Genomic DNA, 13,142 nt, shown 5'->3' with positions numbered 1-13,142 from the left:
AAGATTATGCCCAAAATTATAAAACTACAAACTTCAGAAATAAAACCCCTAAAAGCCCCATCACTGAAACTAGTATTTCCATGACTGACCAAGTTTTAAGGGTTTGGCTCATAGAAAGTTGAAAATACTCTCGAAATAACCAAAAACCAGCATCATTTACATGGGAAAACATCATACTTCCAGCTCCGATACTGAGAACCATTAAATGAGGCTCGGTATGAGTAGAAGCCAAAAGTGGCAACATAAAACCAGCGGTGGTGATACCCGCCACCGTTGATGAACCCACCGCTACTCTGATGATAGCAGCCATTCCCCAACCTAAAACAAGCGGGTGCATGGATGAATTCGACATCATATCAGCAATTGATTGACTTACTCCCCCATCGGTAAGGACTTGTTTTAAAGCTCCAGCCCCACCAAAAATCAAAAACAGCATAGCCACATCTTTAATAGAATCACCAAGTAAGTTAGATACTTCAGTTAATGATTTGCTTTGTTTAATACCTAATAAATAGATTGCCACCACCACTGCAATAAACATACTTGCCACTGGGTCAGCTAAAAAAACAAATAATTGATGAATCAATAAATCCTTGGAAAAATAAGGTAATAAAATAGATGCTAAGCTGATTAAAATAATTGGCAGCAGAACTGTAAAAAAACTGCTGAAACTTGAGGGCATTTGCTCATCGGTTAATTCTGGAGCGATAAAAGATTTGTTCGGCAAAACATTATATTTCTTTATAATTGCCCCGAAAAAAGCTCCCGAAACTAAGATTGCTGGAATAGACACAATTATACCATAGAAAAGTGTTAGTCCCATATCAGCATTAAATTGCTTAACTAATGCCAATGGAGCAGGATGAGGAGGTAGATATCCTTGGGTTACTGAAAGCGAAGCCAACATTGGAAGAGCAATATAAACTGCCGAAAGTTTAAAACGATAGGCCACCGTAATTGCTAAAGGAGCCAACAGCATAAAGCCAACCGAATAGAATAATGGTAAACCTACAATGAAACCAGTAACCATAAATGCCCAACGAACACGACTTGTACCAATAACCGACATCATTTGCATTGAAATTCGTTGTGCAGCACCGCTTTGGGCTACTAACTTACCCAACATGGCACCCAATGCAATAATCGCTACAATTGCCCCTAAAGTACTTCCTGTTCCTTGTTGAATTGATTTTAAAATAGCTTCTGGGTTCATTCCCAACGCAATACCTGCCCCGAAAGAAACCGTCAAGAATGCTAAAAAAGTATGAACTTTAAAATATGAAATCAGTAAAATAAGCACTAACAGACTAATTACAGTTACTAGCAGAGGCATGATTAAATTTATTAGGTTGAATGAAAAAGCAAAATAGTAAAAAATAACCATCTATCATATCAATTAGTCGCCTGTAAAACATTCCTTCAAAAATTTAAGTTATTTTAAACTGACAATCTGTCAGTATTGTTGTACTTTTGCATTACAATTATCGCTAATTGTACAATTACCAATTATTTCATTGGCAAGTATTCAAAATAAAACATGGAATTAGTTACAAACTCATTAAAGATTCTCAACGAAGAAGATAAGAAAGACTTGGATGTGGCTCGCATTAGCGAAGACGAAATCAGTACGGCAAAACGCAAACTTTATATTGAAAGTTATGGATGCCAAATGAACTTCGCCGATAGTGAAATTGTGGCATCTATTCTAAGAGAAAATGATTTTGCTACCACCTCAAAAATCGAAGAAGCAGAGCTTATCTTACTAAATACTTGTGCCATTCGTGAAAATGCCGAACAAAAAGTTCGTCATCGTTTGCAGCACCTTGTTCCGATGAAACAAAAACGCAAAAATGTAAAAATTGGCATTTTGGGCTGTATGGCCGAGCGTTTGAAAACGAAACTTTTGGAAGAAGAAAAAGTGGTTGATATGGTTGTGGGTCCCGATGCCTATCGTGATTTACCAAACCTTATTAATGAAGTTGAAGATGGACAAAAGGCCGTTAACGTATTTCTTTCTCGTGAAGAAACTTATGCAGATATTACCCCTATTCGATTAGATTCTAATGGAGTTACCGCTTTTATTAGTATCATGCGTGGTTGTGATAATATGTGTAGTTTCTGCGTGGTACCTTATACCCGTGGACGTGAACGCAGCCGTGACCCACATTCTATTGTAAAAGAAGCAACCGAATTATTTGAACAAGGGTACCGTGAAGTTACTTTATTAGGTCAAAACGTAGATAGCTACAAGTGGAAGTCAACAGAAACGGCTCAAGAAAATATTGTTACTTTCGCCAATTTATTGGAAATGGTAGCTTTAGTAAATCCTGATTTACGTGTACGTTTCTCTACTTCACACCCAAAAGATATTACCGATGAAGTACTTTATACAATCAAGAAGTACGATAATATCTGTAAATACATTCACCTCCCAGCACAAAGTGGTAGCAGCCGTATTCTTGAGCTAATGAATCGTACCTATGACCGTGAATGGTATATAGGAAAAATCGACCGCATCCGTGAGATTTTGGGTGAAGAATGTGGTATTTCTCAAGATATGATAGCTGGTTTTTGTACAGAAACAGAAGAAGACCACCAAGATACGCTTTCATTGATGGATTATGTAAAGTATGATTACGGTTATATGTTCGCCTATTCTGAACGTCCAAATACACCTGCTGCTAAAAAATTACAGGATGATGTTCCAAATGAAATCAAGAATCGTCGTTTAGCCGAAATCATTGCCAAACAACGAGAACATTCTTTGGAACGTAATCAAATGTCTATCGGAAAAGTTTATAAAGTTTTAATTGAAGGATTTTCAAAACGCTCGAATGAACACCTTTCTGGAAGAAACGACCAAAATAAAATGATAATTTTCCCTAAAGGAAATCATCAAAAAGGTGAATATGTAAACGTTATGATAACTGAATGTTCTTCAGCAACTTTAATCGGACATATCGTAGAATAATCTTTGAAAATAAACCAATAGCTAAAGGCAAAAAGCTAAAAGCTAAATAATAATGAGTACAAATACAGAATTACAGTCGGTCAAAAATCGCTTTGGCATCATCGGAAATGCCCCTGCTCTCAACCACGCACTTAGCGTGGCGATTCAGGTTGCCCCTACCGATTTGACTGTACTGATTAATGGAGAAAGCGGTAGTGGGAAAGAATCATTTTCAAAAATTATCCACGCACTAAGTTCACGCAAACACGGTCCTTTCATTGCTATCAACTGTGGAGCAATTCCAGAAGGAACCATCGACTCCGAATTATTTGGGCACGTAAAAGGCTCATTTACAGGGGCAATTGATGATAGAAAGGGTTATTTTGAAACTACTAATACGGGTACTATTTTTCTGGATGAAATTGGTGAAATGCCCGTAGGTACGCAAGCCCGCTTACTTCGTGTACTTGAAAATGGCGAGTTTATTCCAGTAGGTTCTTCAAAAGTGAAGAAAACTGATGTGAGAGTGGTAGCAGCTACCAATGTAAAATTACTTGATGCTGTTGAACGTGGGCGTTTCCGTGAAGATTTATATTATCGTTTGAATACTGTACCAATCAATGTTCCTCCATTACGCGAACGTGGATATGATATTGAATTGCTTTTCAGAAAATTCTCAACTGATTTTGCTGAAAAAAACAAAATCCGTCCCGTAGAATTGACTGATGAAGCAGGGCAAATGTTGATGAATTTTAGGTTTCCGGGAAATATTCGACAGCTAAAAAATATTGCCGAACAAATTACTATCCTAGAAGTAGAACGCTTAATTACACCAGAAATTTTATCAAAATATCTTCCGCGTGAACAATCGAGTGGCCTACCAACGCTTTTGAAAGGTCTGAATTCAGAATATGATAACGTCTCAGAAAGAGATATTCTTTACAAGGTTTTATTTGACATGAGAAAAGATATGACTGACCTCAAGAAGTTAGTTTTATCACTCATGCAAGGGCAGGCCAATGGCATACCTATGAATAATGATATGATTCAGCAGCATCAAGATTTATTTAGAGGTATTCAAGAAGAAAACATGGCCCTTATGCCGCCAACTGTTTATACGCCTCCTCAAACTACCAATAATTACCCAACATTTCAACCAATTGAAAATCAAGGTGTTATAAAAATAGATAGTCTTCAAGATGACCGAGATAACGTAGAGGATATCTCTCATGAAACTGAAGAAAATTCTTATTCACTGGAAAAGCAAGAAAAAGAAATGATAGTGAGGGCCTTAAAGAAAAATAATTTCAAGCGAAAATATGCCGCACTTGATTTAGGAATTTCAGAACGAACACTTTATCGAAAAATCAAACAATATGATATTGAAGATGAGTAATTTTTTAATGAAAAATAAAGAATGGAAGATGAAGAATGTTAATGATATTTTTTTCAACAAAAAATTAGCCCTTATTCATTATTCATTATTCATTAGCTTATTATTTCTCAGTTCTTGTAAAATTTATTCGTTTACAGGCACAACACTTTCCAAAGATTTGAAAACTATCACCATTCAAAACTTTGTAATGAACACCGCTGGTGGGCCTGCCAATTTAACGCTTACTTTTACAGAGAAATTAAAAGAATATTATCAGCGTAATACAAGTTTAAAACTCAAACCTAATGATGCTGATTTATTACTTGAAGGAGCTATAACAGGTTATGAATTAACTCCCGTATCAGCAACGTCGGGTGATAAAGCGGCACTTAACCGATTAACCATTAGAGTAGAAGTAAGGTTTTTTAATGCAAAAAATGAAGATGAAAACTTTGAAAAAGAGTTTTCGTTTTATCAAGATTTCCCGCAAGAACAAACCCTTGCTCAAGTGGAAGGAAGTTTAGTACCGAAAATTATTGACCAATTGGTACTAAACATTTTTAACGATACCGCAGCTCAATGGTAATTTATTTATGTAAAATGTGTAATATATAGTTTTTAATTATACATTATCCACTAATTGAAACTATGCTTGATAAAAATATTTTTATAGAATACTTAAGTAATCCATCAACGTTATCGCTAAATGATATCATGTTGATGGAAAATGCTACTAAAAAATTCCCCTATTTTCAACTAAGTTACACACTGATTGCAAAAGGAATTTATTCAAAAGCCCCCGAAATTGCACAAGATGCGGTAAGAAAAGCGGCTATTTATGCTTTAAGTAGAAATGCCCTAAGAAAAGTGATTGAAAATGATTTGGATTGGAATAGTGTGCCTAACATCAGAGTAGCTGAATCAACTACTGAAAGTAAATTTTCACCAAATATTATTGAAGACGAATTAAAACGCGAGAAATTGGAAGAGGAGTTAATAGAATCAATTGCAAAACCAGCACTAAAAAATATTCAAGACGAACAATTAGCCCTAATTGAGCAATTTATAAAGAAAGAGCCTCGTATTCAACCAATTAGAATTGCCAATAACAACGAAGAAGTTGAAGACCTTAGCGAACACAGTACAACGCTCAAAGGCCCATTATTAACAGAAAGCTATGCCAAGATTTTGGCACGTCAGGGGCGTTTCGACCAAGCGATAGAAGTTTATCATAAACTTTTATTAAAAAATCCAGAAAAAAATGCTTACTTTGCGGAAAAAATCGCCGACCTGCAAAAGAAGATGTTGTAAAGTAACAATCAATCTTGAATTATAAGCAATTCATTATCAACACTTTAGCAGAGTTTTCGTTTTCTTATTTAAAGAAATTATTGCAAGAATATCATTCATATTTAATCATTTATTGAAAAAATGTACACTACAGTTTTAGTTTTAATGGTAATTATCGCCATCTTATTAGTTTTAGTGATTATGATTCAAAATCCTAAAGGCGGTGGTCTTTCGAGTGAATTTGGTGGTGCAGGTGCACAAATGTTCGGAGTTCAACGTACAGGAGATATACTTGAGCAACTTACTTGGGGCTTTTTTGCTTTCATTATTGTAGGTGCTCTTACTGTAGGCATTTTTGCTGATAAAACTGGTGCTTCTGCCGAAGATAATGGTTTAAATGTTGAAAAAGCACAAGCTCGTCCAACTGCTCCAGCGACAACTCCAGCAGCAGCTCCTGCAACTGGTAACACGCCAGCCGGAACAACTCCAGCTCCAGCAGCTCAACCAAAGTAAGATTCAATTAGTCTCAAAGTAGACTTATTATTGATACATAAAAAAAGGAGTCATTGATGACTCCTTTTTTTATGTGGTAGTTTGAATTTTCTTTGGTTTATCAAACCGTTTTTTATTGAACGAGCCTTTCTTATTCGGTTTAGAGTTTCTATTTTTCTTTCTTCCAAGCGAAGGATTGTATTCAGGTGCTTTACCAAAACCTAAACTTTCTGTAATATTTAACTTTTCAACTTCTCGTTCTAAAAGCTTTTCAATATTTGCAACCCTATATTGGTCTTTTTCGTTAATAAATGTAATGGCCGTACCAGTTGTTTCTGCTCTAGCAGTTCTGCCTATTCTGTGAATATAATCTTCTGCATCACGAGGTACATCAATATTGATAACTAAATTCAAATTGTTAATATCAATACCTCTTGAAAGTACATCGGTGGCAACCAATACTTTAAATTGTTTATTCTTAAAACCTCGTAATGACTCTTCTCTTTCTTCTTGTGAAATATCAGATGAAATTCCTTTAGATTCAATATTATTTCGGTTGAGACTTCTAACAACTTTATCAATCATTGATTTCTGAGAAGAAAAAATAATGACCGATTCCGCTTCAGTATTTTTCATTAAATGCAATAAAAGAGGAAGCTTTTGTTCGTCGGAAGCCAAATAGAATTGTTGGTCAATACCCACCGCAGGTTTAGAGACTGATAAACGAATCTCTTCTGGAGTTTTTAAGATTTTATTGGCAAAGTCTCTAATTTTCTTGGGCATTGTTGCCGAAAACATCAAATTTTGTCTTTGAATAGGTAAATGCTTGATGACAAATAAAATATCTTCTGCAAACCCCATATCAAGCATTTTATCTGCTTCATCTAAAACTAAACACTTTAAGTTTTCAAAATTTATTTCACCAGTTTTTATCTGAGCCATTAATCGACCAGGCGTAGCAATAATGATATCTGCTCCATTAACTAAGGCCTTGCGTTGTTGATTCCAATCTTCGCCTTTGCCACCGCCATAAATTGCAATACTTGTTGCTGAAACGAAATAACTAAATCCTTCTATTTGCTCATCAATTTGTTTAGCTAGTTCTCTCGTAGGAACTAAAATTAACGCAGTAGTATAATCACTTGGATTACGAGCAATGAAATCTAAAATTGGAATTAAATAGGCCGCTGTCTTACCCGTGCCTGTTTGGGCTGAAGCAATTAAATCTTTACCAGAAAGTATAATAGGAATAGCTTGTTCTTGAATAGGGGTAGCCTGCAAATAGCTCATTGCATCGATACCCGATAAGACATCGTCGTGTAGGTTAAATTCGTTAAATTGCAATTTTTTTAAATTTGGGATATAAATGAAATTTTTTCTATACAAAAGTAATATAAATTTGGAGTTATGCAAGAAAAATTAAAGTAATCAGCTAAGCCATAAAAACAAAGCCCAATGAAAATTTCACCGGGCTATAATTCATTTATAAGAGGTAAATAATGGGCTAATTCTATACTTTTTTTATTTTATTCTCCAGTTCAATTACCATTGGTACTAAAACATGGTCTTCAATAATTGCATGCTTTCTCAATTCAAGTTCAAATAGTTCAACTTGATTTAAAAAAACTTTATATGGTAGTGGGGTTGAATCATCGCTTGAATATTGAAGGATAATTCTACTAACCTCTTTAAGTTCATCTTCTATTGGCGAGTGGCCATCAATAAATTGTTGGATTGAAAACGCTGGGTCAAGGTCTAGTTTTTCAGCACAAACTGGCTTTACTCTTGAAGCAACAATCACTTTACGAATGTATGGGAATAATTGTTTTTCCTCCATACGTATGTGGTCAACTAATTTATTTTTATAATCGTTAAAGAAAATCGCTAAACTTGCTAATAACTGATGGCTTTGCCCATATTTACTAAAAATATGTAACAAAGATTGTTCAATTTCTGGAAGTTTTTTATTCAAATAATACTGGTGCGTTACCTGCAAATAATTAAGTATATCTTCGATTGAAAACTTTTGTAATTTCTCAAACGGAAAATCCTCATCATCGTTGTATAAATCTAAAATTAAGTCAAGTAGTTCATGATTCGTTTCCAATTGGTTGAACTTCTTCGTTTTCGGTGCAGTGTCCAAACGCTCAGTGATTAACTGAAGCATTTTAGAATTATCAATGAGGTCGTTTACTGTTGTCATATCTTTTTTACCTGTCTAAGATTCGAGTAGGCAAATCTATTAAAATTGACAATCTTAAAACATGAGGGATGTCATAATTGAAAACTGATTATTTCATGACAACTAAATAAGTTCGCTTACTAAAAAATCTCCTTCTACGTTTCCCACTTTTGGCGAATATTTGAATACAATAAATTCTTTTGTTCTTCTTAAATGCTAGTAAAATAAAAAAGCATATTGAGTAAAAACTCAATATGCCTTCATTAAATTTATCTACGATAAATTAGTTTGCTTTAAATTCACCCGATGCACGAAGTTCAACTTCTTCAGATACAACTGCACTTGGCATAGCACCTACACCGAAATCAGTACGTTTTACTGTACCTGTAGCTTTAAAACCTACTAATTTCTTACCATCGCGTGCCGCACCAGTACCAACTAAAGTAAGGTCTAAAGTAACTGGCTTCGTAACACCTTTTAAAGTAAGATTTCCTGTTAATTTATATTTCTTAGGACCAGCAGCTGTAATACCAGTGCTTTTGAAAGTCATTGTTGGAAACTTTTCAGTATCAAACATATCAGCCTTTTGTAAGTGACCATCACGCATTTCTTGATTGGTAGTTACTTGCTTCAAATCTGCTGTTAAATCAAAAACTGCATCTGAGAAGTCTTCTTTAGATGAAGTAATTGTAGCATCAAAGCTTTTGAAAACGCCATCAACTTCTGACATTAATAAGTGTGTAACTGTGAAAGTCATTTTAGCGTGAGCTTTGTCAAGCGACCATTTTTGAGCGAAAGATGAAACTGAAGCTAACAAAGCAAAGGCAAGAAGAGTAATTTTTTTCATTTTAAATTGTTTTTTTTGGTTAATACTATATACAAACAGACTATACTTAACAAATGTAATTACATTTAATGTATAAACAAACCCTTTGTGACTTATTAACAATCTATTAACTAAATAGATTTAATAGCCTTTAAGATATTGTTTCTTTAAACAAACGTAAAGTTCGCTCCCAAGCAAGTTTTGCTGCTTCTGGATTATATCTTGTAGGGGCAGTATCGTTATTAAATGCATGATTTGCACCCTCATAAATATAAATTTCATGTTTAATTCCAGCCGATTTTAGTGCTGCTTCATAAGCAGGAATTCCAGCATTCACACGTTCATCTAAACCACCGTAATGCAATTGTAAAGCCGCTTTTATTTTAGGCACATCAACAGCTTCAGCTTGACGCCCATAATATGCTACTGCTGCATTTAGTTTCGGTGAATTTACAGCCAATTGATTGGCCATTCCCCCACCCCAACAAAAACCAACACAGGCAGTTTTACCATTTGACGAAGAAAGTGAACGTAAGTAATCCAATCCTTTTAAAAAGTTGTTGAGATTCTTTTGTGCATCTAGTTTTCCGAATAAACCGCGTGCTTCATCTTCATTAGATGGTGTACCTCCAAAGGGTGAAAGTGCATCAACTCCCAGTGCGATATACCCTGCTTTTGCAACTCTACGTGTAACATCTTTGATATGAGGATTTAACCCACGGTTTTCATGAATCACTAAAACAGTCCCAATTTTTCCATTAATTTTCTTAGGCTTAGCCAGATAAGCTTTCATTACAGTTCCATCGCCTTCGAAAGATACCTCTTCAGTAATGATATCTTCATCGTCTTCGGCAATAGTAACTGCATTTGAATAATTAACTTCTAACAAGGGCAAAACTGCAAGTGCAGCGGCAGTACCCCCTGTAAGTTTTGTTAAACGCTGCATAAACTCGCTTCTTGAAAGTGGTTTGTGCGTGTACTCGTCGAATAGGTTAATAATTTCTTGATTCATAGTTTTTTTAGGAGAAAATTTATGTTAGTACGAATGTAATATTAAAATAGTTGTTTTGGGTTCTTTTCCTTTTAAAAAGAAGGGGCTTGGATAATATCACAAGCCTTCTAATTTTCAACCTAATCAAAATAAAAATCTTTTATATAGCTTTTTCATAATAGTTTTGGAATAATCTACCCCAAAACTATCATAAAATAAGTCGAACTTAGTTATTATTATCACCACCAGACTTCACATCATCATTTTTAACTTTCGATTGCTTCGCTTGCGTAAACTTCATTTTACCAATCTTATAACTGAATGTTAATTTTACGTTTTGGTTATAAAGTTTATTAAACATTTCTTGATTGAATTGTGGCGTAGTAAGTGTACTTCTCATGGTCATTCCAAAGAAATTTTCTGCCGCTAAACCTAAACTTCCTTTTTTGTTAGCAAATTCTTTTCTAACACCAACAGAATACATACCCATACCACCTTGCGTTCCTTGAAGTTGTACACGGTTTCCTCTAAATCCACCAAACGCCTGCACAGCCCATCCTTTATTCAAAGAAATTTGTGATTGTAAACGTCCACTTACTACAATACCTGAATTACTGATTTTAGAAGAAAGTCCGTTCAAGCCAGTTTGTTGTCCTTCTAAGTAGTTATAGAAAATATCAACACCACCATTAATTGTCCATTTTTGAGTTAAGAAGAAGTTTCCGAAAATATTTGTTCCAAACGTTTGTTCTTTACCAATATTTTGGAAAGTAGTAATAATAGCTCCAATAACTGTATCTGAAGGCATTGAAATACGAGTAATAGAATTATTCGTTTGTCGGCCAAAAAGTGAAATATTCAGATAAGTCTTCTTTATATTAGTACTCAAGCTGAATTCAACATTATTCGAAACCTCTGGTTTTAAACTTGGATTTCCAACTGAAATACTTTGCGGGTTCGAAGCATTATAGTTTGGATTTAATTGCTGTAAACCTGGGCGTTGAATACGGTTATTATAAGCCAATTTCAAAGTCGAGGATTTCCCTACACTTTTCGAGATATTTACGCTCGGTACTAAGTTTGCATAAGCTGGAATAGTAATTTTTCCTTTTTGGTCATTGGCGTCAATAGTTGTGTACTCATAACGAGAACCTGCCTTAAAGGTCAATTTATTCTTCGTTGTATATGTATATGAGATATATCCTGCTGCAATGCTTTGGTTGTAATTTAATAAACCTGCCGGGTTACGTGCATCCGTTGAAAAAGAACCAGTTGGATTGGCGATCAAATATTGATAATCACTGTTTACTTCACGTATTACAGTTTTCAAACCAACTTCAAACATTTGATTTTGCTTGATTGGCGTTTGAAAATCTGTTTGCAATGTCATTTCATTATTAAAGTTTTTATTTAGGTTTTTCTGACGACTCACTAGTTCTTGCGAATTACCCAATAAATCGGTGAAGAAATTATTTGTCAATTTATTTTGACTAAATTGCCCTGAAACTGACCATTCTTGAGATGGTTTGAATGTTCGGATATAATCAAGATTAATATCTACGGAATTTGATAAATCACGGCTATCAACATTACGGTAGCTTGTAGAACCCAATACATTATTTGAGTATTGGTTAATCGTAAAATCTTGATTACGACTAAAATTTCGAGTACCAAAAGCAATTGAGGCTGTTAGAGATTGATTTTTAGCCAAATCATAGTCAAAGCCTAAATTATATCTTCCGAACAAACCATTGTCAAAAGCATTAGCTGATTGATTGGTAAGTGTAGAAACACCGTTTCTCAAAGTAGTTTGGTTGAGTGTTACATCTGATTTATTATAAAATGCTCTTCCAAATCCACCTAAAGTTACACCAAGTTTACCTTGGCGATAATTTCCGTTTAAACTTAAATTTGAACCGCGAATACCCACACCCGAGTCAAGATTTAAAGTAAGCCCTTGTAAAGTTGACTTTTTCAAAATAATATTAATGATACCACCCGAACCTTCAGCATCATATTTAGCTGATGGAGAAGTAATTACCTCAACAGTCTTTATTAAATCGGCAGGAATCATCTTTAAAGCATCGGCAATACTACTTGCTACAATTGTAGAAGGCTTATTATTAATCAAAACTTTGATATTCGAAGTACCACGTAATGAAACATTACCATCTAAATCTACTGAGAGCATCGGAACTTTACGAAGAATATCAGCCGCATCTCCACCGCGTGATGTGAGGTCTTTTTCTGCATTATAAACCAAACGGTCAACTTTTTCTTCAACCATTGCTTTTTCAGCAGTAACCGTAACTTCATCTAATTGCTTTACACTTTGAGAAAGTTTAATTACGCCTAAATCATTATCTTTGCCTTTCTCTACTTTCACTTCTATTGATTTATCTTTAAAACCAATAAAAGAAATTACCAAATTATATTCTCCGGCAGCTACACGATTCATAGAAAACTTACCTTTTTCATCGGCAATTGTACCATCGACAACTTTCTTAGTTTCTTTACTGTATAAGGCTACGTTAGCAAACTCAATGGCGGTAGAAACACTTTCATCTACAATAAAACCAAATACTTTAGAATTTCCTTTTGGGGCATTTCCCTCAATATTAAAACTTGGAGCTTTTTGTGTAGTTTGTGGACGACCATTATTATCGCCTCTTTGACCACCCATTCCACCAGGACCACCGGGGCCAAACTGTGCTAAAGAAACATTCGCTGTTATTAATGAAGCACTGAATAATGCGATTAACTTTTTCATATATTTATTGATTAGACTTTTCAGATTTCTTTGTGTAAAATAATTTCTGCAACAAAGAAATAATAGAAATGTGATACTATTTTTATAAATAGATAACCTAGTACTTCAACTCGACAACTCGGCCAATAACTCGACAATACCGAACTGCCGAATTGTTTGGTGTGATTATCGACAATTAGTGCCGACTTATAGAAAATTGTCACAAAATAGCTTTAAAATGGTGAGTTTCACTTGCAAAAAATCAGTTTTTTAAGCAAACTTTGAGT

Annotated in this window: 11 protein-coding genes; 5 read left to right on the top strand and 6 right to left on the bottom strand. The window is 34.7% G+C overall.

Features of this window, described 5'->3' with window-relative positions; all coding sequences use genetic code 11:
- Positions 1-16 precede the first annotated feature (16 nt).
- Entirely contained in the window at positions 17-1,333 is a 1,317-nt protein-coding gene (locus tag EMTOL_RS16245) for a gluconate:H+ symporter (RefSeq protein WP_015030399.1), read from the bottom strand.
- 204 nt (positions 1,334-1,537) lie between these two features.
- Here EMTOL_RS16245 and miaB point away from each other — a divergent pair, with 204 nt between their 5' ends.
- The 5 genes from miaB (at position 1,538) to secG (ending at position 6,128) form a co-directional block, all read left to right on the top strand.
- On the top strand, positions 1,538-2,971 hold the full coding sequence (gene miaB / locus EMTOL_RS16240) for a tRNA (N6-isopentenyl adenosine(37)-C2)-methylthiotransferase MiaB (protein ID WP_015030398.1): 1,434 nt from the start codon (positions 1,538-1,540) through the stop codon (positions 2,969-2,971).
- Positions 2,972-3,023: 52 nt separating this feature from the next.
- Positions 3,024-4,346 carry a sigma-54 interaction domain-containing protein gene (locus tag EMTOL_RS16235; RefSeq protein ID WP_015030397.1) on the top strand — a complete coding sequence of 441 codons (1,323 nt, stop codon included), beginning with the start codon at positions 3,024-3,026 and terminating at the stop codon, positions 4,344-4,346.
- Between the two features lie 7 nt (positions 4,347-4,353).
- A complete protein-coding gene (locus tag EMTOL_RS16230) occupies positions 4,354-4,911 on the top strand; it encodes an LptE family protein (protein WP_015030396.1) in 558 nt (185 codons plus the stop codon).
- 62 nt (positions 4,912-4,973) lie between these two features.
- Positions 4,974-5,636, top strand: a complete 663-nt coding sequence (locus EMTOL_RS16225) for a DUF8458 domain-containing protein (protein ID WP_015030395.1) — start codon at positions 4,974-4,976, stop codon at positions 5,634-5,636.
- Between the two features lie 120 nt (positions 5,637-5,756).
- Positions 5,757-6,128, top strand: a complete 372-nt coding sequence (gene secG, locus EMTOL_RS16220) for a preprotein translocase subunit SecG (RefSeq protein ID WP_015030394.1) — start codon at positions 5,757-5,759, stop codon at positions 6,126-6,128.
- Positions 6,129-6,197: 69 nt separating this feature from the next.
- Here secG and EMTOL_RS16215 read toward each other — a convergent pair whose 3' ends face one another.
- The 5 genes from EMTOL_RS16215 to EMTOL_RS16195 form a co-directional block, all read right to left on the bottom strand.
- The gene (locus EMTOL_RS16215) at positions 6,198-7,451 is read right to left on the bottom strand and encodes a DEAD/DEAH box helicase (RefSeq protein ID WP_015030393.1); all 1,254 of its coding nucleotides are present in this window, start codon (positions 7,449-7,451) and stop codon (positions 6,198-6,200) included.
- Between the two features lie 166 nt (positions 7,452-7,617).
- Entirely contained in the window at positions 7,618-8,310 is a 693-nt protein-coding gene (locus EMTOL_RS16210; protein WP_015030392.1) for a hemerythrin, read from the bottom strand.
- 262 nt (positions 8,311-8,572) lie between these two features.
- On the bottom strand, positions 8,573-9,136 hold the full coding sequence (locus EMTOL_RS16205) for a YceI family protein (RefSeq protein ID WP_041693626.1): 564 nt from the start codon (positions 9,134-9,136) through the stop codon (positions 8,573-8,575).
- Between the two features lie 130 nt (positions 9,137-9,266).
- On the bottom strand, positions 9,267-10,127 hold the full coding sequence (locus tag EMTOL_RS16200; protein WP_015030390.1) for a dienelactone hydrolase family protein: 861 nt from the start codon (positions 10,125-10,127) through the stop codon (positions 9,267-9,269).
- A 205-nt stretch (positions 10,128-10,332) separates the two neighbouring features.
- Entirely contained in the window at positions 10,333-12,876 is a 2,544-nt protein-coding gene (locus EMTOL_RS16195; protein WP_015030389.1) for a TonB-dependent receptor, read from the bottom strand.
- Between the last annotated feature and the right edge of the window lie 266 nt (positions 12,877-13,142).

This window comes from Emticicia oligotrophica DSM 17448 (assembly GCF_000263195.1).
Taxonomy (GTDB): domain Bacteria; phylum Bacteroidota; class Bacteroidia; order Cytophagales; family Spirosomataceae; genus Emticicia; species Emticicia oligotrophica.
The sequence above is the reverse complement of the archived record's forward strand: the minus strand, read 5'-3'. Positions and strand labels throughout refer to the sequence as shown.

Coding starts and splice junctions, on each gene's coding strand:
- EMTOL_RS16195 (WP_015030389.1), bottom strand. CDS start 12,876: ATGAAAAAGTTAATCGCATTATTCAGTGCTTCATTAATAACAGCGAAT.
- EMTOL_RS16210 (WP_015030392.1), bottom strand. CDS start 8,310: ATGACAACAGTAAACGACCTCATTGATAATTCTAAAATGCTTCAGTTA.
- miaB (WP_015030398.1), top strand. CDS start 1,538: ATGGAATTAGTTACAAACTCATTAAAGATTCTCAACGAAGAAGATAAG.
- secG (WP_015030394.1), top strand. CDS start 5,757: ATGTACACTACAGTTTTAGTTTTAATGGTAATTATCGCCATCTTATTA.
- EMTOL_RS16200 (WP_015030390.1), bottom strand. CDS start 10,127: ATGAATCAAGAAATTATTAACCTATTCGACGAGTACACGCACAAACCA.
- EMTOL_RS16230 (WP_015030396.1), top strand. CDS start 4,354: ATGAAAAATAAAGAATGGAAGATGAAGAATGTTAATGATATTTTTTTC.
- EMTOL_RS16235 (WP_015030397.1), top strand. CDS start 3,024: ATGAGTACAAATACAGAATTACAGTCGGTCAAAAATCGCTTTGGCATC.
- EMTOL_RS16245 (WP_015030399.1), bottom strand. CDS start 1,333: ATGCCTCTGCTAGTAACTGTAATTAGTCTGTTAGTGCTTATTTTACTG.
- EMTOL_RS16205 (WP_041693626.1), bottom strand. CDS start 9,136: ATGAAAAAAATTACTCTTCTTGCCTTTGCTTTGTTAGCTTCAGTTTCA.
- EMTOL_RS16225 (WP_015030395.1), top strand. CDS start 4,974: ATGCTTGATAAAAATATTTTTATAGAATACTTAAGTAATCCATCAACG.